General features: G+C 44.2%; 21 protein-coding genes and 1 tRNA gene. 12 read left to right on the top strand and 10 right to left on the bottom strand.

Annotation, left to right across the window (positions count from 1 at the left end; all coding sequences use genetic code 11):
• Positions 1-277 precede the first annotated feature (277 nt).
• Together MJX74_RS09015 and MJX74_RS09010 are read right to left on the bottom strand one after the other, a co-directional pair.
• Positions 278-1,093, bottom strand: coding sequence for an ImmA/IrrE family metallo-endopeptidase (locus tag MJX74_RS09015; protein ID WP_240222541.1), 816 nt, complete (start codon positions 1,091-1,093; stop codon positions 278-280).
• Between the two features lies 1 nt (position 1,094).
• A complete protein-coding gene (locus MJX74_RS09010; protein ID WP_240222540.1) occupies positions 1,095-1,433 on the bottom strand; it encodes a helix-turn-helix domain-containing protein in 339 nt (112 codons plus the stop codon).
• 128 nt (positions 1,434-1,561) lie between these two features.
• On the opposite strand from MJX74_RS09010, the gene MJX74_RS09005 reads away from it, so the two are divergent.
• From MJX74_RS09005 to MJX74_RS08990, 4 genes are all read left to right on the top strand, one after another.
• The gene (locus tag MJX74_RS09005; RefSeq protein WP_240222539.1) at positions 1,562-1,735 is read left to right on the top strand and encodes a hypothetical protein; all 174 of its coding nucleotides are present in this window, start codon (positions 1,562-1,564) and stop codon (positions 1,733-1,735) included.
• A gap of 363 nt (positions 1,736-2,098) precedes the next feature.
• The gene (locus tag MJX74_RS09000; RefSeq protein ID WP_240222538.1) at positions 2,099-2,359 is read left to right on the top strand and encodes a hypothetical protein; all 261 of its coding nucleotides are present in this window, start codon (positions 2,099-2,101) and stop codon (positions 2,357-2,359) included.
• Between the two features lie 73 nt (positions 2,360-2,432).
• A complete protein-coding gene (locus tag MJX74_RS08995) occupies positions 2,433-2,732 on the top strand; it encodes a hypothetical protein (protein WP_240222537.1) in 300 nt (99 codons plus the stop codon).
• Between the two features lie 203 nt (positions 2,733-2,935).
• Entirely contained in the window at positions 2,936-3,361 is a 426-nt protein-coding gene (locus MJX74_RS08990) for a hypothetical protein (RefSeq protein ID WP_240222536.1), read from the top strand.
• Positions 3,362-4,005: 644 nt separating this feature from the next.
• Here the strand turns inward: MJX74_RS08990 and cas6f are convergent.
• The 4 genes from cas6f to MJX74_RS08970 are packed head-to-tail and all read right to left on the bottom strand — an operon-like array spanning position 4,006 to position 8,744.
• The gene (gene cas6f, locus MJX74_RS08985; protein ID WP_240222535.1) at positions 4,006-4,635 is read right to left on the bottom strand and encodes a type I-F CRISPR-associated endoribonuclease Cas6/Csy4; all 630 of its coding nucleotides are present in this window, start codon (positions 4,633-4,635) and stop codon (positions 4,006-4,008) included.
• On the bottom strand, positions 4,632-5,654 hold the full coding sequence (gene csy3 / locus MJX74_RS08980; RefSeq protein ID WP_240222534.1) for a type I-F CRISPR-associated protein Csy3: 1,023 nt from the start codon (positions 5,652-5,654) through the stop codon (positions 4,632-4,634). The genes cas6f and csy3 overlap by 4 nt, the downstream gene beginning before the upstream one ends.
• A complete protein-coding gene (locus MJX74_RS08975) occupies positions 5,632-7,542 on the bottom strand; it encodes a type I-F CRISPR-associated protein Csy2 (RefSeq protein WP_240222533.1) in 1,911 nt (636 codons plus the stop codon). Before MJX74_RS08975 ends, csy3 begins: the two co-directional genes overlap by 23 nt.
• A 5-nt stretch (positions 7,543-7,547) precedes the next feature.
• Positions 7,548-8,744, bottom strand: a complete 1,197-nt coding sequence (locus tag MJX74_RS08970) for a TniQ family protein (protein ID WP_275692730.1) — start codon at positions 8,742-8,744, stop codon at positions 7,548-7,550.
• 415 nt (positions 8,745-9,159) lie between these two features.
• Between MJX74_RS08970 and MJX74_RS08965 the strand changes: the two genes are divergently transcribed.
• The 6 genes from MJX74_RS08965 to MJX74_RS08940 all read left to right on the top strand — a co-directional run bounded on the left by MJX74_RS08965 (position 9,160) and on the right by MJX74_RS08940 (position 15,658).
• Positions 9,160-10,707 carry an HNH endonuclease gene (locus MJX74_RS08965; RefSeq protein WP_240222531.1) on the top strand — a complete coding sequence of 516 codons (1,548 nt, stop codon included), beginning with the start codon at positions 9,160-9,162 and terminating at the stop codon, positions 10,705-10,707.
• 8 nt (positions 10,708-10,715) lie between these two features.
• The gene (locus tag MJX74_RS08960) at positions 10,716-11,267 is read left to right on the top strand and encodes a 3'-5' exonuclease (protein ID WP_240222530.1); all 552 of its coding nucleotides are present in this window, start codon (positions 10,716-10,718) and stop codon (positions 11,265-11,267) included.
• 2 nt (positions 11,268-11,269) lie between these two features.
• Complete coding sequence (locus MJX74_RS08955; protein WP_240222529.1) at positions 11,270-12,532, top strand: nucleotidyltransferase domain-containing protein; 1,263 nt, start codon at positions 11,270-11,272, stop codon at positions 12,530-12,532.
• Positions 12,525-14,300, top strand: a complete 1,776-nt coding sequence (locus MJX74_RS08950; protein WP_240222528.1) for a ThiF family adenylyltransferase — start codon at positions 12,525-12,527, stop codon at positions 14,298-14,300. The genes MJX74_RS08955 and MJX74_RS08950 overlap by 8 nt, the downstream gene beginning before the upstream one ends.
• Entirely contained in the window at positions 14,287-14,781 is a 495-nt protein-coding gene (locus MJX74_RS08945) for a Mov34/MPN/PAD-1 family protein (protein WP_240222527.1), read from the top strand. The genes MJX74_RS08950 and MJX74_RS08945 overlap by 14 nt, the downstream gene beginning before the upstream one ends.
• A 223-nt stretch (positions 14,782-15,004) precedes the next feature.
• Positions 15,005-15,658, top strand: a complete 654-nt coding sequence (locus MJX74_RS08940; protein WP_240222526.1) for a hypothetical protein — start codon at positions 15,005-15,007, stop codon at positions 15,656-15,658.
• A gap of 119 nt (positions 15,659-15,777) precedes the next feature.
• Here MJX74_RS08940 and MJX74_RS08935 read toward each other — a convergent pair whose 3' ends face one another.
• The 4 genes from MJX74_RS08935 to MJX74_RS08920 all read right to left on the bottom strand — a co-directional run bounded on the left by MJX74_RS08935 (position 15,778) and on the right by MJX74_RS08920 (position 19,488).
• Entirely contained in the window at positions 15,778-16,794 is a 1,017-nt protein-coding gene (locus tag MJX74_RS08935) for a TniB family NTP-binding protein (protein WP_240222525.1), read from the bottom strand.
• 1 nt (position 16,795) lies between these two features.
• On the bottom strand, positions 16,796-18,649 hold the full coding sequence (locus MJX74_RS08930; RefSeq protein ID WP_240222524.1) for a Mu transposase C-terminal domain-containing protein: 1,854 nt from the start codon (positions 18,647-18,649) through the stop codon (positions 16,796-16,798).
• Positions 18,642-19,274 (bottom strand): TnsA endonuclease N-terminal domain-containing protein, encoded by a 633-nt coding sequence (locus MJX74_RS08925; protein WP_240222523.1) that lies wholly within the window; start codon positions 19,272-19,274, stop codon positions 18,642-18,644. The genes MJX74_RS08930 and MJX74_RS08925 overlap by 8 nt, the downstream gene beginning before the upstream one ends.
• A gap of 137 nt (positions 19,275-19,411) precedes the next feature.
• A tRNA-Arg gene (locus MJX74_RS08920) sits at positions 19,412-19,488 on the bottom strand.
• Between the two features lie 168 nt (positions 19,489-19,656).
• On the opposite strand from MJX74_RS08920, the gene MJX74_RS08915 reads away from it, so the two are divergent.
• Both MJX74_RS08915 and MJX74_RS08910 read left to right on the top strand, forming a co-directional pair.
• The gene (locus tag MJX74_RS08915) at positions 19,657-21,594 is read left to right on the top strand and encodes an ATP-binding protein (protein ID WP_240222522.1); all 1,938 of its coding nucleotides are present in this window, start codon (positions 19,657-19,659) and stop codon (positions 21,592-21,594) included.
• Between the two features lie 138 nt (positions 21,595-21,732).
• Positions 21,733-23,916 (top strand): M3 family metallopeptidase, encoded by a 2,184-nt coding sequence (locus MJX74_RS08910; RefSeq protein WP_240222521.1) that lies wholly within the window; start codon positions 21,733-21,735, stop codon positions 23,914-23,916.
• The last annotated feature ends 20 nt before the right edge of the window (positions 23,917-23,936 follow it).

Here is a 23,936-nt window from a genome sequence, read left to right as displayed (position 1 = left end):
TTGCTTCGTTATTAGTGGGATATGTTCGAGGCCCAAAACGATCGCCAATCTTATATCCCCCAGCGACCAGTCTTTGTTGGGTATACGACGAGATTGTAGCCGTCAAGATTTAGAAAGCTGTTCCCCTTCACGGACACTTGCGCTGCAGCCATCGAGTTCGCCGAGCTGCACGGGTTGCGCAACTTTGCCTCACGCTGCTTAGGCCCCTAATAGTCGCCGCTCATCTTTTCGGCGCACACGCAGCTGAATCGTCCCTAGTTTTCTAGACATCTCTTAGTTAGGCAAACGAACTCAACGAGTTTATTTTTAATAAAATTGCTGAATACCCTTTCTCTTGAACTAAAGTTTGTCCATATATTTCTAACTCAGGTCCAAGCTTTGGAGCTCCCTCTAACCAATCATTTTCACAAAACTCAATGAACTCCGACACAGCATTTGCCTTCAAGTCGGGAACCTCATAACTCTCCGGTAAATCTGAACCTTTAAAGACTTTCAATTTGTATTTAAAATGCTTCAAATTTCGCCAAGCGTATTTAACTTTACGATTTTTAGTGAAAACTATCGCAACTGGTTCGCTACTCAATGGTATTGCCGCGATAGCAGTTGCCTCAAAACTCATCTGAAAAAGTACAGATAGTTTATTAATTAATTCGATATTGAACGCTTGATCGTTGATCTCAGGTGTTAAGAGATGACTTGGCAATAATAGCTTTTGCGCAAACTCGTTTGCTTCAGACTCTTCAGTATTCGAATTCTTCTTGAAATCGCTTGCTGTACACTTTCTCTCTCCAGAGGCGTGAGTAGGCAACAGAAAGTGTCCAAGCTCATGTCCAATCGTAAACCGCTGCCGACCAATTGGCCTGCTTTTATTAAAAAAGATGACTCCGCAGTCTTTAGCAGGTTCAGAACAGAGCATTCCTTCAATATTTTCGCTGTCTCCAGGTAAAGGCTGAATTTCACAAATTCCTACCCTTTGGGCAATCTGTTCAACAGGAATCGGAGCCTTTAATTGAGGGCATTGCTGAAATATGCAATTAACCAGCTCTTCAGGAGCAAAACAATCCGCAAGCTCCATCAAGTCCAATGAGATCATACTATCCTTGTTTGTGATTTTTAATCAGTGATAAAGCCATATCTATGGCTTGTTCTATCACTTTCAAATCCTCTTCGGAAGCATTTTCATGATCAATTTTTCGGAACATCGAATTTAATTTTCGAGATCGCAAGTCGACATCACTTTTACCGGCCAAAAAGTCCAAACTCACCGAGTAATACTCAGCAAATTTCATAAGAAGCTCAAGAGATGGATTTTGGGTCTTTCCCTTTTCTAATTCCCATACATGTGGCTTGGATATACCCACAGCATCAGCAACAACTTGCAGCGAAACCTTTTTATCCGCCCTAAGTACCCTCAACCTTTCAGCTAGCGACATATGCTCTCCTTGAAAAATGTGCCGTATGATATATCTAACACTAGCATACGGAAAGATCTTGACAAGAGATTTCTCACGGAATAACCTTGAATCGTTAGAATAATCTAACGCAATGTAAGGATCAAAGCATGGCTACAAATGGCAAATCAGGTGATAATCGCCGCCACGGGGCGGTAACGGGAAGATCTCAAACGCAAACACCCAGCGGTCACTGGGTTAAAAGAGATACTGAAACTGGGCAATTTATGGATGTGAAAACATCGGACAAAACTCCGTTTAAAGGAGTTCGAAAGGAAAAATAGGCATTGGTTGGCGCCAATACCTATTTTGTGATGCATAAGAGTGATGCCGAAATGGCATCCTCTTGGGACACTACCGGAGGTCTCATCCCTCGAAGGATATTCCGAAAGCGCCGAACAGCCTTGAGAATATCTGGAGTTGCATCGCATAACAAGAGTCTCCTCCCAATTAATTGGAGAAAAGACATGAGCAAACCAAAAGTTATTCATGTGACCAACTATCCCCGCTTTCGATTCGGCCGCTGGGAAAGCGTGTGTTCACACTGGCGTTCAATGCCCAGCTAATTGGAACACTTTTCAGAAGTGCTGAGAAAAGATCAGCACTTCTATTTAACTAAATCCAGTCATTTGAACGAGGTAAACTTTATGAGATTTCAAGGTGCAGTTGTCAAAGAACAAGGCGTTACTTTCTCAATAGTTATTGTAAAAAAATACATTGTTGACTCTCTTCAGCAGAGCGAAGAAGCAATTTCGTCTTTCACACCACTATTCCCAGGTATGCCTATTGTCCTAATGGCTCAAGATGCGCGCGGCACGCCGACGTACAGAGGCCGTAAGGACATTGTTAGCTTTCTGGCAAATATCCACATTAGTCAAATTCCTTGGAAAGAGTACACATTTAACTAAAAATGTGGTCTGAGACGTTTGGTGGCTTTTTAGCCTATTAAATATATCTAGTTGATATTTGAGGGTACTTTTTATGAAAATTCTTGATGGGGTAGTAAAAAAATTAACAAATGCCAAGAAAAGTAAGTTTTCAGAATCAAGTGATTGGGTAGTAGCTATAACAGGTTTAATGGCTTTCTTCGTAGCAGGTTACCTCGGACTGATGCTTGGAGACATTGTTCCCGACGTTGTTAAAAAATCTAACGAGGTAGGCTTTACCCCAGATGGTATCTTGCTAGCGGGGCTATTGTGTGGTTTCGGACTATCGTTCTGGTTCTTTAGCAATATTGCGGCTCGTTGTAATGGGATACTTTATGAACGTTGGTTTAAATGAAAATACAACTCTATCGATTTTTTTGGTTAATACCCTGCCTTATCAAGGAAAGGCAGGCGTCAGTCAGCATTGATTTATTACGGACCACAGCAAAAGCTACTTGGATCGTTAACACATCCGCTTTTAATTGACGCTAAATGCAAAATATTTCTGAAATAAAATTCGCGAACTTATTTTAGAACTTTTTTCCTGTTGAGGAGCATATGAAAAGAATATTAGTAACTATCACCCTGCTTTTGGCATTTGGTCTTGGTCTATCTATGTACAGTGGCTTGATTTTAAAGCCAGCAGCCGACGTTTCGATAGCGCTTGGTATAACGGGAGCACTTGGTTTGGCATTGATGATTTTCTCCGTAATAGGAGGCTTTGCCAGCCTATTACAGAGTAAAACGTTATATAACAGCAATTTTAGCAAAGGTTTAGCGCTTTGTGCCTATGCGGGTTTTACCGGATTTGTTCCCACGCTCATTCAAGGTTTTTTGATAAAGGGGCATGAAGTACCTAATATGGATTTACAGCTAACCATTTCGATGCACATGGTATTTTTTACGGTAATTGCATTTGCTTCAGCTGGGGCAGGAGGAAGTCTAATCGCTGTAGATGCAGTTGTGAAAGAAGAACTTAGATAGCGGAACAGGTATGCTTCTGGTAAAAACCAATCTCTAAAATAGTCCTGAGAGATCATAAAAGTTACACCTAGTCGACAACTTAACCAGTGAATATATTTCGGCATGCCGAAAACAGCTTGTCATCCTTTAGCGAAACACCAGTGTGTTTGATTTTGAATGGAAGTTGACGTAAGATTCTAGCTGTAGATTAAGTACATTCAACTACAGCGTTGGCACCAACCAGCGCTGAAATAAGGCCGCCATATAGGCGGCTTTTTCATATGTACTCCGGATACTTATAGTGATTCGCATGGTCCCAAAAGCATGATTAAAGCTGCTCACTTGGATAGATCCAAGCGGGCATAAATAGCCACCTATGCGGCGGAGTTCTCGATTGGAACCAGAGACTTTTGCTTCCGGTTTCTAAGCCACCTACGCGGCGGATAACTTGGTGGTAAAACACAGTCTGTTTTGCCATAATTTCTAAGCCACCTACACGGCGGATAACTGTTCGTCTTCTGGAATTCTGGGGCGGCCTTTTTTCTAAGCCACCTACACGGCGGATAACTATGCAGAACACCTAATAAAATAAATGAAATCAAGAAATTAGACCCATAATGGCTAGCCTACCCATAATTTATAGCTATTATTTTAAAGCTTTAAAATCAAATAGTTACCTCACACTCACAAATTAAGGGTCGTAGACAAGGCACTGACCCCTTAAACTCAGGTCTATTTCCTAATCCGTAGCTACTGAATTCTGATAGTTGTTTTTTTTCGCACTCCAAACGGCCGATAAAAAGCAAGAAATCTGCTCCACTAGAGCTACCAAAGGATAGCCTATGTGCAAAAGGTATCTCAACACATCCACGCCCACTTGTTTTAGGAGCATAGTCAACACCGGCTTGAATAGCCCTCGCTTGTAAACGTTTCAACTCTCTTTTTTTAGCAGATGCGGATTCTTTTTCCAGCCGTCTTTCACGGTAATAAATAAACTCCTGATATTCCTGATCACCAGGCAATACCTGAACACCACTGATTAGAAAATATCCCTCTTCAGACATTCGGACAAAATAATTTTGCTGACTAAGGGTAGTTAAGGATTGTGGCGACTCAGATATAAAAGCAATAGTTCGACCAATACTGCTTTGCCCCCAATCCGGGAATGACACACCAATACTGCGTAAGTTAAATCTGGTTTGATAGGCATGCAAAATGCGAATACATTTACCCGCCAGGAACTCGCAGTTTACGTCTTCAGGCAAATATCGAATATAGAAAAAGTACCTGCTCAATTGGCTGCCCCTTTCTGAAATAAACCACCTTTGATCAGATTAGCTGCCAAAAAGTGAGCTCTATTATTGGGTTGTTTTTTGGCCTTTATCTCGTCGGTCAGTTGCTCAACCTGCGTAAGGGTACTGAAAAAATCCAATCCATTTTCAGGTGTGCGCAATGCTGCACTTATCTTTTTATCTACCCCGTATTGACCCACTCGTAATGGCTCAACAACGTCATCAAACCAATCGTCAACCTGAGCGATTGCCGCACCAATTTTATAGGCACCTAAAATTGGGCTCTCAGTGCCATCTACCATAGTTTTTTGGAATACCCGCCCGGCAATATCTTCGCTGTCTCGATCACTAAATGCCTGACTGGGGTATATCTCCTGGCAGGTTATTGGGATAATCTCAGCTTCAACCTCGCAAAGTAAAAATTTGCCCGGGTGAATTAGCGCTTCACTAAACTCATCAACCAACTCTGCCCAGCCAGCTAAATTCTGTTGCCAGCCTTTTTGCCCTGAATGCGGCTGTACATTTTCAGCTACCAGATTTCGACCTTTGTGAGTTCGGATCCTGATTGTAGTACCAAGTGAATACTGATTTCGCCATAACCAGGCACCAGAAATGATCTGTATCAGGTAACGCTCGGCGAGATAGCTATAGCCTTTCACGGCTATATAGGACTTCACAAATTCAGACATGGCTCCTAGAACTTCATTGTCATTGCACACCTCAGGCGCTATAGAGTTTGCATTAACAGTCAACGAGAACCTGCAGAAGACTCGGTTCGCGTCGTAAGGTACATGGCAATATTCAATAGTGTGAGGGTTTCCCTCACCAAGTTTCTTCGCTGTAGCTGAGGCTTTGGGAATCATTTTGTTATCAAATCCTTCCGCCACCCCCTCTTTTTGACCGAGTACTTTCACTGTTTTAAACGGCAGTGGTCTTTCCTCTCCTTGCTTATTCATATAAGTGAAAACACCAATGCTGGGTGACAGTGAGCGGCGGTAGCTAAATCGTTGAGGCAGCTTCATGTTCAGTTCCTTCAGTCCCTAATAGAAAGGCATTTGGAAGTACTGCAAGCTTCCAGAAAAATTCATGATCCAAAGCATCAGCGCCGGCATGGCGTTGGTACACGTTCCCGAGAACCGGTTCTGCAAAGGCATGTGGCATATCATCCACAGCTCCCGTTTTTTCAGTAGGCGTTTCCAGAAGTTGGTAACCCACTGTTGTGAGCAGTAGCTCGGGTGTAAGAGTTAATGTTTCGACGTCACTTGGTGAAGAGTTAAGATCAGGTACCAGCCAGCGGCCTCGTTTTTCCGGTATCGCCTGGATTGCGCTATAAAACGAATCAATCCAGAGAAAACTCTCAAGCCGGTCTATTTGGGCGTGCACCGCCCCCTGACACAGTGAATTCGGCAAACATGAAATCAACTGGTTAGGCTCAAGTTGCAATTGAGCTTTGCGCACTTTTAAAACAAAACTGATGACGAAATCACAATAACGTGTTGGCAGAATTGCTGGAGTAACAAGCCTTTTGCCGTCCAGTTTAACTTCTCTGGTTAATCCACGGTCGTCTAATACAAACTGATGCAAGCAAAGAGCGAAGCTCTCAATCTGAAAAGTACGGCTGTTCGTCCGGCGTTGGGTATTCCGTTCAAACGCATGCAGAAAGCCCCATATTCCCATTAGCGATGGGATGCCCACGGTGTAAGAGGAGCTAAGTGCCGTAGCACCGGAAATTTTAATGCCTGGCAATACAAGATATTGATAGTTTCCCTGCGTTGTCGGAGAAACGTCATAATCGGATGATGTTTTGCTCATCAGCTGGCTGAGCAGTCTTGTTACATCGGGCTGATATGCTAGTTCACGACCGATCTTTGTCTTGCTGAGGTGCACGTTAAATTGCGCGACTAAAGTGCTGGCGATGAGCTCTTTTGGGATGTCGTATTGCTTAATCCAGATATCAATGTAATTAAGGACATCTTGTTTCCACTCATCGACCAGGCGCTTTCGATTATTGTCTGTCAGCAGCATCTGCTCAGCCTTGGTAAGCTGCTTTAATGCCAGCAAACCAGTGTCCGACAGTGATTGCTTCGGATTAAGGCTGTGCCGCATCCAGAGTTTTTTGGGCACAGTCCTGAAAGTGAACACCCGGCCAGCAGTTGCAGCAGCCAAATCACCTACACTTGCCGCTCTGGCGTGTTTAATAACACCTCGATGCCGTTTCTCGGCCTTTAGCGCCAGATGTATCTCTCGCTGCAACATATGCGATGCTACCGGAGTGACAGCGCAATAAGCGCTGCGATAAGGTAGCCGGATTTGGCGTAACTCCGGGCCAAGCTCAAGCAAGGTTTGTCTTGGCACAATTCCCTGCAATTCTTTAGTCAGCCAGATAACATCCTTTTTATATATCCCAGCTTCAAAGAGAAGCTCTTTAAAATTCGAATCCCCGTCGCGGATCAACTCTGCTATGCAGCTTACCCCGCCCTGCCAATTGAACGAGGCGCAGAGAAATAACTGGTAATTGATATCAGCGGAATTGTGTGACCACCCAAGCCTTGCATGGTCTTTACACCTTTGAGACGATATGTAGCCGGCTGGGAGCCGTCCTATTGGCTCAAGTCGCAATACGCCACGGTTCTTATAGTCAGGATACTTTAAATTATGCGAATGCCTGAACCCCACAGTCGAAAAGCATTTAATTAACCAGTCTTCAGATTTCAACAGGCTACAAGCTTCTGTTGCCGAGGTAACATCCAACGCGTCACTCAGTTTTGACGTCAGGTTTGCCAGAATATGGATGGTCTGAACTTCCAAACCGTCAATACAAACCCCTTCACTAAGAGCATTAAAAGCCCGCTTCAACTCGACATTTCTAACCTGCACATCTGGCAACTGTAAAAGCTCTGTTAAGTGCATCCGATTTACCACTTTGAAACCAGATAGCGCCGGTTTGACGTCTCACTCTGATAGGACGTGAGCCAGCAGCAGAGCACATCAGACAAACGAAATACCGGAGCAGTCACGGCCACAATTTGACTGCTCCTAAGTTGATATTTGGTTTGTAAGATACCTTGGTCATAAAGTGATGCTATCTGCCCAGTGGTAGTGTTAAGCAAAATCGCAGCCTCAATACTGTTAATGGCCAAATCGCCGAGTACACTACCTTTATCGATCACCTCATCAGACAAAAACTTCACAATGCTTCTAAGTACAATGTTGTCTGCAAGTGCCGAGCCCGGCAACCGGCAAGATACTATCAAGAGATCACCAAAAACGTCCTGAAAGGTCATTTCATTTGCAGGTGAAACAGCAAGTTCAATGGCCTTTGTGAAGTCCGATTTTAGCTTTTCGAACAAAGAGTCGGGCCAAGCCTTAAAGTAGCTAAAAAAAGAGTCCTCAGCGATACACACACCAGATTCGACATAGTGCCTGAACCAGTGAACAAGCCCCCATCTATGGCTTTGTGCAACGTTAGAAAGATGCTCGTTCGACTCCCCTGATAACCAAGCTGATAGTTTTAGCTCCGGATCAGACGCATTTTCAGTTTGCTCGAGCAAAGACGCCCCGCAAGAATGACAACAGCCAGAAAACTCATGTTCAACGATATTCAAGGATGCACCGCAACGGCAATGGTTTATCAGCGCAATGCCATGCTGATGGCAGGCAGTGTAGGATCGAAAATGCCACAATTGCCGGCCATATCCATTTTCATTGATACACAAGGGACATACAGGAACTTCGTGAAGTGGTCTTAGCTCATCGAGTGGTATGTTTACACCTTGTCTGTACAGACTCACGCGTCTTTTCGAAAAGGTAACCGCGCCGCGGGCCAAACAAATATCCAGTAAATCAGACAGCGTACAACCGGCCAGCTCTGCGAACTGACGCAACATGTCGATACGGCGACGACTGGAGATTTGAGAGTGGTGTAAGTTAGCACTTGCGATGTCTTCAGGTAAGAATGACTCAAATCTTCCAGCTGAGGAGTCAATAACACTGCTTTTTGCAGACTGAATGAACGTTGAAAAATCTGAATAACCGTTACCTCTGGCAACCCGCAGCATAAAGGATTCAAGACTTTCGTCAGATTTGGGTTTAGGGCGGACAAGGTAGCGCAAGGTTTAATCAAAGCTTGTTGTGGTTTCTTTGTAAACTAAGCATAGAGCCCCTCAAGCTTAATGCAATTATTGACCACGAACAAATTTAGAGTTTGTTACAGAGTTAATAAGGACAAAAACTGACCAAAATACGATCCCGCGTTATTACAGTAAAAATTTTACTGCTATTTCAAATAGCTTGCGAACTGTAACTATATTTTATTGAACTTAAATGAGAAAACAGATAGCTTGATGAATCAATTGGTCTAAGCAAACCTGTGAGCAATATTTTTCCCTTGTTCTAAGGGAGGTTGTACTTTTTAGATTAGGCGCACTCTTAGCAGTTATGTCTTGGATACAAAGATTGATTATTAATCTAATCCCAAAGTATACAATTAGTACATTTATCAGCTTAGCTATAAGGGAAGTATAACAAATGGATGATTCTCTGCTCTCTCACTCAATCGCAAAATTACTCAGTGCCGATTACAGCCGACTAATTTTAGTTGCTAACGCTTATCAGTGTGTACTTTATGCTGAAACCCAATCTTCTGAACTGAAAAATATTGGATCCATTGAGTTTAGTGACACCGAAAGAGCTAAGCTGCTTGATAAAACCATTAATAAAAAAGTGTTATGGCTGACAGCTGATAACCCTCAAAACGTATCACCGCAGGATATCCAAAGCTCAATCCAGGTTAACTCTGCTACCGTTAAGCAATGGATTAAGAAAAGAGATCAAGTTACAAATGGTCGAAATGGTGAAGTAAGTAAAGCGACAAGAGATGAAGTTTTAGCTTCTGCGGCTTGGCGATGTCAGTTCGAAGGGTGTGGTGAAGATTTACGGACACATTTTACATCTGGAGTTATAAAAGGTAATTTTAGTTATTTCGCGCATATTATTGCCTCATCACAAGACGGACCTAGAGGTGATCCATCAGCGTCACCTCTGTTAGCTGATGATCCGACCAACATTTTATTGCTATGTGACAAATGCCATCGAACTATTGATCGAGTCGCGCCGCTCGAATACTCAGTAACAAGGTTGCGACACATGAGAGAGAGCAGCATCGCTCAAGTAAAAAGAGCTTTAGATACTCTCAGGTATCGCAAAGTCAAAATAATTGTCCTATCCGGCAGTATAGAAGGGCAATCGCCAGATTTTGATCGTAGGAAGGCTGAAGAAGCATTGTGGCAATCTGAGCTTCGAAGTGAAGGAGAGCCTTTTTGGATCCTAAAACAGGCATATCAAATTTCCTCTGTTAATAAAGCTAGTTTCTGGTCCAACGCATTTGAATGGATTGTCCAAGAATATAGGAGTCTACGTTCATATTTATCTGGAACAAGTACGGCTGGCGGTGAACGTCTTCCGACAGCAGTTTTCGGAGTTGCAATGATGTCTCTGATGGTTCTTGCGGGTAGGATATTTGGTGAATCGTCGTCTATTTACCATTTTCAATTTCATAGAGACCAAAGTGCTGATAAGTTTGGCGGACAGTGGGCCTGGCTCGCCGACGAAGAGCCAAAAAACATTTTCTCCTTTGAGACATTAAAAGAGCATAACGGTGAAAATTCTGCGGTACTACTGTTCTTTTTGACAGCAAAACCTGAGTTTAACGAGCTTCCTCCTGATATCTATTTGAATGGAGAATTCCAGAAGCCTACCGTAATGATAAAGGCATCAAATACGTCATTTAAATGTATTAGGTCTAAAGATGATTTGATTAGACTTGGATATGTCATAGATGATGTTGTTAAGCTAATCCAGGACGAATGGCATATAAAGAATGTACAGATAATTCCCTTGGCTCCTACAACAGCCTGTTTTAAATTGGGACAAAAGATGCAGGCGCGTTGCCAGCCTGATTATACAATTTATGAACGATCTCTGGCTGGTAATCGCGATTTTGAACCAATTATAAAAATCACACCAACAAAAGCTGTATGCCTCGCTGGTTCATCCCAAGAAGAAGTACAGCTATAGGAATGTGTATGAACGAGACTTTTATATCTGTCGATATTGAGGCATCGGGCCCCGTGCCAGGTGAGTTCAGTATGTTATCTGTTGGTGCTTGCTTGGTTTATGAACCAACTGAAACATTTGAGCGAGTCCTTAAACCTATAACAATGAACTTCGATCCAGAAGCTCTCGCTGTTACAGGGTTTGACTTAGATCAACTTACAAGAAGTGGTCAAACTCCTGAAGAGTGCATGCGAGCCTTTGCGGATTGGCTTCAGGCTATAGTTCCTAGTGGCTCGAAACCAGTCTTTGTTGGTTTGAATGCTGCATTTGACTGGTCTTTTATTAACTATTATTTCATCAAATTTTTAGGAGTTAACCCTTTTGGATTTGCACCCTTAGACATTAAAGCAATGTACATGGGGCTATTCGGATGCGCCTGGAAAGACACCAAATCAAGCTTGATGTCCAATGCTCTCAATGCTGAACTTCAAGGTAATCACAACGCATTAATCGACGCTGTTTTTCAAGCGGAGTTGTTTCGATTAGTGCATAAAAAATCAACTATTCAGAAGCGAGATTAAATATGGATCTAGTACAACGAGACCTAGGCCAAGTTGATAACTGGGAGCTGATGCTTCTGGCAGCTATTGAGAAAATTTCCATTACAGAATCTCAGTATTCCCTGATAGAAAAACGCTACGGAGTATTACAAGACATCTTGTCTGGTTCGGACGACCCAATTCTACAAGATGCACATATTTTCATCCAAGGCTCAATTTGCCTGAAAACGACAATAAAACCAGTTCAAGAAGCAAAAGATGAAATGGCCACAATAGATGCTGATGCGGTTGTTTTATTACCTAACGCTCGTGGCTACTCTGCGGATGAAGTTTTAAAAAGTATAGAGAAAATTTTCTCTGCACGCTCTCGTGTGCAAAGTCCGATTGTCCCACTTCGACGCGGGATACGAATTGAGTACGCAGATGAAGACCCTGCATTTCACATCGACATAACACCGGCGATTTCAGCGTCAATCTATAGCGATCAAAAAGGATTCGGTAACCTAAAGGTTCCAGACCGTGTGCAAGGATGGAAGGCGAGTACGCCTAGAGATTATTCAGTTTGGCTAGAGGAACTTTCAGAACAACAAATTAATATATCTATGGAAAACAGGGCTATATTGAAAGGAGCGAACTACGACGCAATTTTCTCTGAGGCAACACAAGACCCTATGCCAAGTTATGATGACTACACTTCACATAACCCACTCAGAGCCACTATTAAAATTTTAAAAAGACTTAGAGACGTGTGGGCGATTTCGACGGAAAAAACAGACAGACGACCTATATCAGCAGTTATCACAACACTTGCGGCACAATCTTATGAAGCTGTTGTCGCCGCTTCAATAAGCAGACCTTTGCGACCATTAGAAGCAATCACCATGATTATTGAAGGAATGCCTAAGTTCATTAAAATGGACCAAGCTAACGGTGAGTATTTTGTTCTCAATCCCAAAGATGCTGGTGAAAATTTCGCAGAAAAATGGAACAGAGAAGGGGGACATGAGTATCGTCAAGCATTTTATGAATGGCATGGATTTGTCATGGAGGCTCTTAGAATTGGCTTTGTTCAGCACACATCTGAATTAGAATTTGAATCCAACTTCTCATCGAGCTTTGGACTCCCTAAGGCATGGGTTTCAGGCTTTATTGAGAAAACTTTACCTTCAAATAAAACTCTCCCAGGTTTGAAAAAAGGCGTTACAAAAAATACGTTGGCTATAGGGCTTTTTAGCGGCGGAGCCGCTGCTCAAGAAGACATAACATCGGTAGATAGACTTGGTTGATTTATCCGTACTAACTAAGTTACCAGAGCCCATTCAACAAGGAGTTAGGGCTCTGTTCGATGGTTTTGGCCCTCATATACACTATGTGTTGTCAGAAACTAAAACGAATTACAAGGAGGTGATTGCATTTCAAATGTTATTGCCTCTTGATTATTTGGGTGTTCAGCGTCACTTGCGAATCGGATTCCCTGAAAAATTTCCGCAGCAGAATCTGATTTTAAAAGTGGCACCTGATGCCTGGTTGAAGTGGCCACATACGTTTGAAAATAGCATCTGTCTTTATGGTGCTGGAGAACATCCTTCATCTTTAGAACCTATAGATTTAGTACATGAGGCGATAAAACGATTAAGGCTGTTAATTGGGTTCGTTGCCAAAGATGCATGTCCCATATCCAGGCAAAAAGAGTTCGAACGGGAAATATCTACTTATTGGAATCAGCAACTTACCCGTATTCATCAAACAGCACTTTTATTACGTATACCGAAGAAATCCTGTGCTCTTTACACGTTGAGCGATGCAGCAAACAGATCGCTTCGCAATATGCCAACTTGGTTTGCAGAAGAAGTTGGTGTGCTAAAAAATCATGCTTCTAAATCTTCAAAGCATACCGTTAGAACAGAGCATTTAGCACAATCAGCCTATTACTTAGCATTGAGTTCCGTACCATCTATAGAGATACCGAAATCTGAACAGCTCCTTCAATGGTTATCAGAGCATATTAACGGCACTGAACTCTCTAATTTCCAAAACTGGCTGGGTGAAAGCAGTAAGTACTCTACACGCTGGGTATTTTTAAAGCTTCCAGAAACAAATCCTCCAAAAATTCAAACTTTAATTATACGTGGGATGTCTCAACAAGATAAATTTATTAAGTTTTACGGGCATCGAACAGCTAAAAGATCGAAAACTAGAGATAACTTAATCATTCATCCTACGCTTCATACTACTGATGTTTACACACTCGAACCTTCAGTCATTCACTCACGAAACAACAGTGTTGATTTGGGGCATGTAGCTACCAAAAAAATCGTAATGGTAGGAGCTGGAACGTTAGGTAGCTTTGTAGCGTTGCAGTTAGCGAAGTTTGGTATTCAGAGACTTACTATCATCGATCCAGATAAGCTCTCTGATGCAAACTTAGGACGTCATGTTCTGGGTATCCCAGAGTTAGGCCAAAATAAAGCAGAGGCAATGCGGAGTTATTTACTGAGAAACATGCCATGTGAGAAAGTAAATGCAGTCCCAACTTACCTTCAGTTTGCTTTATATGATAAGCCATCAATGCTTGATGATGCTGATGTCGTGGTGATTACAACTGCCGACTGGGATTCTGAAAAATACTTGTGGGAGCTGAAAAGTCAGGGGGCGACTTGGGAGTTGGTACAGGCTTGGACAGAACCTCAAGCTTACATTGGTCATGCAATTGTCAGTGACTCCAAAATGAATGATGGTCGATATTTATTCGAGCCAGGGGGAAGGTTTAAACAAAGACTTTCCGATTGGAAAAAAGGTGGTGTAATTCCTCTACCTGGATGCGGTGAAAGTTTTATACCAAGTGGGCCTGTTGGTGTTATACAAGTGGCGTCAATGGTTGCTGACATTGTTATTAAGATTGCAACTGGACGGCTAGCTGATGCAGCTTGGTTTTCTATGATAAAAGCCCCTTCAACAATTGAAACTCTGGGTGGAGAGTACTTGGGACCGCAAGAATACCTCCACACAAATCTTACTATCCTTTCTAGAGCATGGCCAGATGACGTCTCTTAGTTCGTTATGTTCATGGACGTGGGAAAACCCGAAGTTGATACTGCATGTTACTGAAAATGTGATTAATGTACTATCTTCGCATCGACAATATGGCAACCGACGTGAAATGGGCGGACAGCTCTTTGTTGATATGAATCAGCCTGATGGAATTTGGCTTGTAAAAGCAACATTACCTCACCCTGCTGATAGAAGTTCATACGCTAGTATTGAATTTGACAAATTACGGTGTCAGCAAGAAATTTACAAGGCTTCTCAGGAAGGGCTTCAATTTATCGGTTATTGGCACACTCATCCTCAAAATATACCTGAACTTTCAAATCAGGATCTTATGAGTATGCGTAAATTTGTTGATATAAATAAGCATATTCAAAAATGCTTCGTAGCAGTTGTTGTTGGTCGCTCTTTATCTAATAAAGGTATCAGAGCTTGGCTATGTACAACTAACTCGGTGACTATTCAGCAGGAGCTCACTGCTGAGTAATGTCAAATTTAAAACACTGGACTATCGCTAACACAACTGGAAAACAGTCTAGTGTTGCGGTAGGCGGAATGGCTCAAGATTCTTAGACTACAAGACACTCAACTTCAGAACTAGCAGGCGTGATTTCAGAACTTAGAGAGCTCACCTCTAAACTAAATCGATTAACGTCCGGTTTTTGTTTGTAAGAAACACACCAAATCAGATAGTTAATAAGGCGTTCAACATGACAGATAAAAACAAAAAATTCTGGTGGGAAAAGACGATTGAATACCTTTTTGTTATGAGACACATAAAGGTGGATGATCTCATAGTACCTCTTGATGGAAATCATGAGATTAGCGGAGACGCTATTTTGGGACGCGTTTCTAAGTGGATTCTTATCGAGTTCAAGCGTGATGAAACATCACTCGCTTCAGAGGAAAGAAAGTATGGGACTCAAAAACGATTTAACGAAGCCAGGGAATCGTTACTCTTTGAAAGTAACCATCACTACTTTATTTACGGTGCAATAAATGAGGGTAAGCTAACTCTTAATGCGAAGGGCTATTTTAACTTAATAGACATTCCTGTTGCCCTTTTACTAGCGTCTGGAAAAGACGCAACTTCTTTTACCTTATACTTAAAAAAATTAATGAATTTTAAAGTTGGCAAAGAAGAAAGTGATGGAAGTTCAGGTTGGCGCTCAGTTGACTACAACAGAGTGATTGGAATTGATGAAAGTGGCGATGTGTCGGAATGTTTAACGATTCAAGAATATGCTAATCGATATTCACACGACTTAGATTTGAAGAAATCTTTCAAACTTGAACAAGAGCGTAAACGGTCTTTAGAGATTAAAAAAAACGAGCGCAAAATCGATGCCCCGAAACCTTGGTAAAGAAAGAGTTTTCTAAACGCTTTTAAAAGAGTATAAAAAAATCCGTGTAAGTGGTATTCCACCCCAACTGAAAGTATAAGGGATGTGTTTCGAAAGTTTATGTTTCTGAAATGGGACTGCTAAAATACCCCCGCAAAACTAAGCTCCTTTGGTTTATCTTTAGACCGAACATTTATTCCTTTTCCATGGTTGTAGTCATCCCAACCAACATACTCCCCAGGTTCAGATATTTTTAATTTATCCATCGGCAGCAAAAAAGGGTTGTTAGTTTTCGTGATGACAGAGCTCCGTAAGCTTGCCGTTTCAGCAAATCTCTTTTGACTGATACAAAGCTCACCATTTTCAAGAGTAGCTTTATACGCATCGTTCAGGAGGTTTTTCAACTTTCTGAAGTTTCCACTCGAATAAGCATACAATCTGCGGTACATCTCTTCCGATGCGAGCTCAGATGGTTCCGGTAAATCCATCAGTTTCTCAAACATAGATAAAAACGCCTGGTACTTATGCAATTCGCTATCAGTACTGATACGAAATGGGCTAAGCATTCTGCGGCGCTCAAAACGGCTTGATAGCTGACTGACGCTGTCCAAGATCACCGAACTGTACGGCATACCAAATAGCGCCATGGGTATTTTGGTGTCGACTATCAGGCTTTTTATAGAGTTTGCTGTTTCCTTGAGTATTTTCAGGCTTTTCCGTTCAATCAGGTGCTGGAATTCATCGATAATAATTAGCTCTAATCGACAGTTTTGGGCTATCGCCTTGATTTGCTTCCGTAGTGCAACTTCATTACTTGATTCAAACGGATACGGATGACCCAGATCAGCTAAAATTTGTTGAAATAGAGCCACCGAATTGGCCTCGCCAGGCAAGGTGGTCGACAACACTGGGATAACAGTGCCTTCGTATGAATCGTTTCTTGCGTTCAGTTCGAGGTACTTGTTAATGAGTGACGTTTTACCGGCTCCCGTATCACCGGTAATAATTATGCATTCAGGGTCGCCACCAAGCTTTGACAGCTCCCGGCATTCCTCAAGCTCATTTAGCACTGCTTTGAGAAATGGGCTTGCAACAAATGCTGAACGAAAACGAGCTAGCTTTGTCTTCATGTCTTCTTCACTGAGTTTTGCGACCATGTTAAAGGAACTCCCAGCCATTGGTGTCTATAGGTTTACTTGGTCTCTTCTTCGGTTCGTCTTTGACATTGAAGTCAGATGTTGGGCTCACAAGTTCATCCTGTTTCTCAGTAGCCAAAGTTTTTGCACGCATCGAGTCTTCGACATACCTTGCAGCTTTAGATGTTCGGCCTGTGCGTTTTGATGATCGTGCTTTTGCTGAAAAAGCCTCGTCAACTAACTGGTGAATACGACTATTGGCCTCCTGAATATCGTCATCGCAATAGCTATCTCCAACCTCTTGTCTGGCAGCTATACAGTTGATCTTGTGCTGATGGAGCGTCACTGAAGAAGCGTACTCAAACTTAACTGCCGGCACTTTAAGAAAGCACTTCGTCAGTTGATTGGACACATAGATATACCCGAGATTCTCTGGATCTACCTTAAAAACAACCTGATGATCACCAACTCGCGCCCGGAGCTCAGCCAATGCATGACTGGAGTAACGAAGGTGCCTGAACGTCACTCCATCCCGCCGCAACTGACCGCTAAGCGTCCGACAGAAGATCAGATTCAAATCTTCAATATCGAACTCAGTTTGAACAGGAGCAAACTTTTCAAACGCTTTCGTCCATGTATGGTTAGGGATGCGGTCTCGTTTCGCATTCGGGCCTGCATGGTAAATGTCACAAATCCAGATATGAATAATCTGCTGCAACCTATCCATATCAACAACAGCAGTTTTAGCAGGATCGTACTCTGCCGAGCCTTTTAATGAGGCCAAAGTATGACCGGGCTGTGCTCGCAGTAATTCAGAATTCAGCTTCCCGAAGTGTCGTTCGATAATTGGTTTTAGATAGGGCGTTGCAGTTGGATTCTTACCAGAATTAATCAGCAGCTTGCCCAATACCAACTTGAAATCCTTATCATCGAACTCTTTGCCGTTGTCTGACACGATGAGTTCAGGCTTACCGAAACAGAGCCAAGCGCTTCTAACGGCGGGATATCTGTTTAAAATATAGTCTTTTGGCAATAGAGCATGCTTTAACGCTCTGGCCACAGAAGCAAAACTTGGTGGAGTGAATCCAATATAAAAGCCCAACACAGAGCGCGAATGCACATCACATAGCGTTGTAATCCAAGGTCGGCCTAGTGGGATAAAGCTTTCCTTCTCGACCACAAAAAAATCAAGCTTGGTGTGGTCAATTTCAACCCGCTCCAGGAGACGGTTTGTTTTTACCATTTCACCAATGTGTTTGAACTCCTTGTTCGCTTTAAATTTGCCTTTATGTTTTACCGCTATCTCATACGGAGAAATTTTCTTAAAGCGCGCCCAGAATGTCTGAATTGAAGGCGCCCTAAGTTTTAGATCAGACCTTTGATTAAACTGGAACACTAAATGCTGGAGGTAACTGTAGGCGCTGGAGACTGCACCCGACTTGGCATCCTTAATTCTGTCCAGCGCTCGCTGGATTAACTCTTCCACTTCCGGATTTAGTCTTTTGCTTTTGTTACCGCGCCCGCCGCTGTTGGGGGCTAACGCTTTAACTGACCTTCCAGACTCTTGGTAAACTTTAGCCCAACGCCGGATAGTAGATATTGAGGGAGTTTGCGCCGCAAACTCAGACTCAAGTTCAGGGAGAATAGCTTTCAGACGCTGCTCAGAAAAAACGCCATTACAAAGCTCAGTAACTTTGCTGAGCACTCTCCAGCGGAACACCGCTTGTTCACGCTCCCGCTCAGGCAAAGCATCAAGATGTTCATACGATTCGGTTTCATCCAGGGCCTGTTTTACTTCATCAAGAAACGCTTCTTTCGATATATCATGGGTCACACCTGCAGGCACCGGGAAAAGTTGCTCGAATACGTTAGCCATGATTTACCCTCGCAAAGACGGTGTCAGAGCTCAACTCAGCATAAAGCGGAAACGACACCAGTTTTTTAGCTACCAGATTCAGCAGTAACTCTTTCGTGAAGTTTTCTGATATTTGAATGCCAATAGATATGTCATTCAGTGACTGCGGGCCACAGGTAAGGAGCGATATAATTAGCGCCTGCTCTTCGGTTACGCCTTCACGTGTCATATACCGGTGAACCAACTTCAGGTTTTCAGCCATCTGGCCACGCATCAGTTGCCTGTCAGTTACCAGTTCTAAGCTCAGATCTCTTTCGCCAAATGCCTTTTGTAACAACTGCCACTTTTGTCTAAACTTATCGGTGAGCGTAATACTGTGGGGTTTGATTTCGAAATATACTTCCTGCTGATCGTGCAGCCGAACTAAAAAGTCGGGAGTGTAGATAAGTGGCCGGTTGCTGTTTTCTTGCGGAAAGGCAAAACGCTGAGGTTGTGCTTCGAAATCGATGACCTGAGTGGAAAACTCAAAGTAGTGGCAAGCGATGAATTCGTTATAACCTTCGACGGTGATTGGGTCGGGCTTATGGCAGGAGACAAACCGGAAGATATTGGTTACTGCAGACTTAGTGATTTTTCGTTTCTGCACGCCCGGTCACTTTCGTAACAAAGTTACATAAGCGTGGCAGAAAATGACAAAAGTTCAAGTTATGCCTAAAAAAGTTCACTTTATGCTTAAAACGACAGTCAAAAACAAAAAACCGCCGAAATGGCGGTTGTTTGTTTTGGTGCACCCGCCGCGATTCGAACGCGGGACCTCTGCCTCCGGAGGGCAGCGCTCTATCCAGCTGAGCTACGGGTGCACAATCTGCAGTTATGCAGAAGCTGCGCATTATAGACAGCCTTGCTCTGTGTGTCTATCGCTTAGCTGAGCGTTTTTTCGGCACTCAGTTTACACAGGTGTATTTACAAGTTCGGCGCCTTAGCGCTACAGTGTTATTCGATCTTCTTTTGGTGTAACGCTTTAACTCATGCGCAATAAATTTCTGCCGTCGCTCTGGCAATGGCTGTTACTCATAATACTGCTGCTTATTGCGATATTTGCTACCGAAATGCTAGTAAAGAACGAGCAAAAACATGCCCGCAGCCAGCAGTTGCGCCATGAAATTGCCAGTGCCGGGCAATTGCGGGCGCTGATTGAATCTGAGTTGAATATACCGCTGTATCTTACCATTGGCCTTACTGCGCATGTACAGGCCCGCAACGGCGAAATTTCGCCGGCTGAAATGCACTTACTGCTGCCAGAACTGGTGCACCAGGCCCGGCATATCCGCAATATTGGTATCGCACCTGGCAATACCCTGCGTTATTTGTATCCACTGATAGGCAATGAGCAAGCCATCGGTCTGTATTACCCTGACTTAAAAGAACAGTGGCCGGATATTGCCGCCATTATCGCTCAGCGCGAAGCCCGGCTGGTGGGGCCGGTTACCCTACTGCAGGGCGGCACGGCCTTTATATACCGCCTACCGGTGTATATGAACGCCGACAGCTACTGGGGCATAATTAGCACAGTGGTTAATATCGATTCGGTGTGGAAACTGCTGGAGCAACAAACCTCTGAACAAGAGGTACAGGTTGCCATTCGCAGCCTGTCGGCCAAAGGCCGTGCCAGTGCTGCATTTTATGGTGATGAGCGTTTGTTTCATGACGACAGTATGCTGCTTGCAATTAGCCTGCGGGGTGCTTTATGGCAAATGGCGGTGCGCTCGCTTACACCACCAGCAGACCGTGCCTGGCCTATTCGTTCAGCTGCATACAGTGTAACAGTATTGCTGCTGGCACTGCTGTGCTGGTTGTTTATGTCGCGCCAGCATTTACGTAGCAGTGTGGCAGAGCAGCAGCGCAACAAATTACAACTACGCAGTATTATGGATAACGTAGCCGATGCCATTATTACTACCATGCCTGACGGCACCATAGAGCAGGTTAACTTATCGTGTTACCCGATGTTTGGTTATACCGCGGCAACCTTGCCGGGTATGTCATGGACTGCACTGCTGGCGGATCCGCTACAACTGGATGAATTGTATACCGCCACCTCCAGTAATAAAGCGGAATATGAAACAATGGGCCGGCGGCGTGACAACAGCTTATTTCCGCTGGCGATAAGGCGCAGCAATATCCGGCTGCAGCGCCAGGCACGCCAGTTGCTGGTGTTGCGGGATTTGTCGGAGCAGCGTAAAACCGAGCAGTTAAAACAAGAGTTTATTTCTACTGTCAGCCATGAACTGCGCACACCGCTAACTTCTATTTCAGGTGCGCTGGGGCTGGCAACTGGCGGCGCCCTTGGCGAGCTGAACTCATCGCAGCTACGTATGCTGCAATTGGCACAAACCAACTGCCAGCAGCTTACCACTCTGGTAAATACGCTGCTGGACATAGAAAAGCTGGCCAGCGGCAATATGCAGTTTCAGTTAAGCGTGCAACCGCTGCTGCCGTTGCTGCAACAATGTATTGATGATTGCCAGATACTGGCCCAACCACAACAAATTACGCTAACGCTGGCTTGCCCACCCGAGCTGCAGCAGGTGCAGGTGCAAGCGGATGCCTCACGGTTAAAGCAAGTGCTGCTGCATCTGCTGGGCAATGCGGTAAAGTTTTCGCCACCAAACAGTCCGGTGCAGGTAAGCCTGCAGTTGCAGCAACGCCAGCTAAGGGTATTAATTGCCGATCAGGGGGCGGGTATCAGTGAGCAATTTGTGCCTAAATTATTTAGCCGTTTTAGCCAGGCCGACAGCTCTGACAGCCGCATACATGGCGGCAGTGGCCTGGGTTTGGCTGTCAGTAAAAGCATCATCGGCCATATGCACGGCAGCATTGGTTATATGCCCAATACGCCGCAGGGCAGCTGTTTTTATATAGAACTGCCATTTGACGCATCAATTCAGCCAGGACAGTTGCCCTGAGCCGGTTTTTGTCTTAATTTGTTGGCGTCTGGCTGCAAACTTGGTTTATCGCTGAGTATTTTTGGCATACTCGGTCAGGCAGCCTGCGCTAAGGCGCAATTATTACAACAAAGCTTTACATCTTCCAGGGAGATACTCATGCGTAAAACGCTTATCGCCACGGCCGTTGGCACTGTACTGGCGCTTACCGCCTGTTCTGACAACACGGCACCACAACAAACCGACACTACTCAAACCCAAACGCAGCAAGATGCTGCACCGGTAGCCGATGTGACTACAACTAACCCGTTATTTGTAAAAAGTATGCTGCAGTACGAAGCACCAAACTTTACTGAAATAAAAGATGAGCATTTCCTGCCAGCCTTTGAAGAGGGCATGAAGCAACATATGACCGAAGTGCAGGCCATTGCCAGCAACCCCGAGCCTGCCACCTTTGAAAACACGCTGGTAGCTTTAGAAAAAAGCGGCGAGTTATTAACCCGGGTTTCTCGTGTATTTTATAATCTGGCAGGTTCAGATTCTAACCCGGAGCGGCGTAAAATTCAGTCAGAGCTGGCGCCAAAAATGGCCGCACACTCAGACAACATTAACTTAAACCCACAGTTGTTTGCCCGGATTAAAAACCTGTACCAGCAACGCAACGAGCTAAAGCTGGACAGCGAATCAGTGCGTTTAATTGAAGTGTACTACGAGCGCTTTGTCCGTGCCGGTGCACAGCTGACTGAAGAGCAAAAAACTGCTATTCGGGCGCTGAACGAAGAGCATTCTAAGCTCACTAACCAGTTCTCACAAAATCTGCTGGCCGAAACGAAAAACATCGCCGTTATCGTTGATACTAAAGAAGAGCTGGACGGTTTATCTGACTCGCAAATTACTGCCGCCGCCAATGCCGCTAAAGAAGCCGGCCATGAAGGTAAGTACCTGTTGAGCATTACCAACACTACCCGCCAGCCGGCGCTGGCTCAGCTGAGCAACCGCGAGCTGCGTAAGCGCGTATGGGAAGCCTCTGCCAACCGCGCGCAAAGCGGCGAAACAGACAACCGACCGCTGGTAGCCCGTTTAGCCCAGCTGCGTGCAGAGCGCGCTAAACTGTTGGGTTATGACAACTGGGCCAGCTATGGCCTGGAAGCGCAAATGGCAAAAACACCACAAGCGGTGTTTGATATGTTAGGCAGCATGGTGCCTGCAGTAGTAGCTAACACCAACCAGGAAGCGGCTGCCATTCAGGAAATGATCAAGCAAAAAGGCGGTGATTTTGAGCTACAACCGTGGGACTGGGAATACTACGCCGAGTTTGTGCGCCAGGCTAAATTTGATCTGGATGAAAACGAAGTTAAACAATACTTTGAGTTTAACCGCGTATTAAAAGACGGTGTGTTCTTTACCTTTAACCGCCTGTATGGCATTACCTTTAAACCACGGCCAGATTTACCAACCTACCACCCGGATGTTGACGCCTATGAGCTATTTGATGCCGATGGTACCAGCCTGGCTATTTTCTATGCCGATTACTTCGCCCGCGAAGGTAAGCGTGGTGGCGCCTGGATGAGCTCGTTCGTTGGTCAGTCACATTTAACCGGCCAAAAACCGGTCGTGGTTAACGTAATGAATATTCCCAAGGCACCACAAGGCCAGCCTACCCTGGTTAGCTATGACAATGTCACAACCATGTTCCACGAGCTGGGCCACGGTTTACACGGTATGTTTTCAGACGTGAAATACCCGACACTGGCAGGTACATCAGTATCACGCGACTTTGTTGAGTTTCCGTCTACGTTTGAAGAAGACTGGGCAGCACACCCTGAAGTGATCGCTAACTACGCTAAGCACTATGAAACCGGCGAGCCGATTCCGGCTGAATTGCTGCAAAAAGTGATGAACTCACGCAGCTTCAACCAGGGTTTTGACACACTGGAATATATGTCAGCAGCGCTGCTGGATATGGAATGGCACTCACTATCGGCAGACGAGCCACTGCAGGATGTTAACGCTTTTGAAGCGGCTGCGCTGAAAAAGCACGGTGTAGATTTAGCTGCGGTACCACCGCGTTATAAATCTACCTTCTTCTCACACTCTATGGGCGGCGGCTATTCTGCCGGTTACTATGCCTATATGTGGAGTGAAATTTTAGCAGCTGATGCTTACGCTTATGTACAGCAACAAGGTGGTTTAAAGCTGGAAAACGGCCAGAACTACCGGAAAAACATTCTGTCTGTCGGTAACTCACGCCCACCAATGGAGTCTTACAAAGCTTTCCGTGGTCAGGAGCCTACTACAGATGCACTGTTAATCCGCCGTGGCCTGAAAACCAAAGTAGATTAATGAGAAATTTATAACCGATT

Source organism: Rheinheimera hassiensis (assembly GCF_022436675.1).
GTDB lineage: Bacteria > Pseudomonadota > Gammaproteobacteria > Enterobacterales > Alteromonadaceae > Alishewanella > Alishewanella hassiensis.
This window is presented reverse-complemented; position numbering and strand designations above follow the sequence as displayed.

Bases quoted from the DNA above. Each gene is read 5' to 3' on its own strand.
- MJX74_RS08915 (WP_240222522.1), top strand. From the start codon at position 19,657: ATGCGCAATAAATTTCTGCCGTCGCTCTGGCAATGGCTGTTACTCATA.
- MJX74_RS08990 (WP_240222536.1), top strand. From the start codon at position 2,936: ATGAAAAGAATATTAGTAACTATCACCCTGCTTTTGGCATTTGGTCTT.
- MJX74_RS09010 (WP_240222540.1), bottom strand. From the start codon at position 1,433: ATGTCGCTAGCTGAAAGGTTGAGGGTACTTAGGGCGGATAAAAAGGTT.
- MJX74_RS08940 (WP_240222526.1), top strand. From the start codon at position 15,005: ATGACAGATAAAAACAAAAAATTCTGGTGGGAAAAGACGATTGAATAC.
- csy3 (WP_240222534.1), bottom strand. From the start codon at position 5,654: ATGAAGCTGCCTCAACGATTTAGCTACCGCCGCTCACTGTCACCCAGC.
- MJX74_RS08910 (WP_240222521.1), top strand. From the start codon at position 21,733: ATGCGTAAAACGCTTATCGCCACGGCCGTTGGCACTGTACTGGCGCTT.
- MJX74_RS08935 (WP_240222525.1), bottom strand. From the start codon at position 16,794: ATGGTCGCAAAACTCAGTGAAGAAGACATGAAGACAAAGCTAGCTCGT.
- MJX74_RS08930 (WP_240222524.1), bottom strand. From the start codon at position 18,649: ATGGCTAACGTATTCGAGCAACTTTTCCCGGTGCCTGCAGGTGTGACC.
- MJX74_RS09015 (WP_240222541.1), bottom strand. From the start codon at position 1,093: ATGATCTCATTGGACTTGATGGAGCTTGCGGATTGTTTTGCTCCTGAA.
- MJX74_RS08960 (WP_240222530.1), top strand. From the start codon at position 10,716: ATGAACGAGACTTTTATATCTGTCGATATTGAGGCATCGGGCCCCGTG.
- MJX74_RS08955 (WP_240222529.1), top strand. From the start codon at position 11,270: ATGGATCTAGTACAACGAGACCTAGGCCAAGTTGATAACTGGGAGCTG.
- MJX74_RS08945 (WP_240222527.1), top strand. From the start codon at position 14,287: ATGACGTCTCTTAGTTCGTTATGTTCATGGACGTGGGAAAACCCGAAG.
- MJX74_RS08975 (WP_240222533.1), bottom strand. From the start codon at position 7,542: ATGCACTTAACAGAGCTTTTACAGTTGCCAGATGTGCAGGTTAGAAAT.
- MJX74_RS09005 (WP_240222539.1), top strand. From the start codon at position 1,562: ATGGCTACAAATGGCAAATCAGGTGATAATCGCCGCCACGGGGCGGTA.
- MJX74_RS08995 (WP_240222537.1), top strand. From the start codon at position 2,433: ATGAAAATTCTTGATGGGGTAGTAAAAAAATTAACAAATGCCAAGAAA.
- MJX74_RS09000 (WP_240222538.1), top strand. From the start codon at position 2,099: ATGAGATTTCAAGGTGCAGTTGTCAAAGAACAAGGCGTTACTTTCTCA.
- MJX74_RS08965 (WP_240222531.1), top strand. From the start codon at position 9,160: ATGGATGATTCTCTGCTCTCTCACTCAATCGCAAAATTACTCAGTGCC.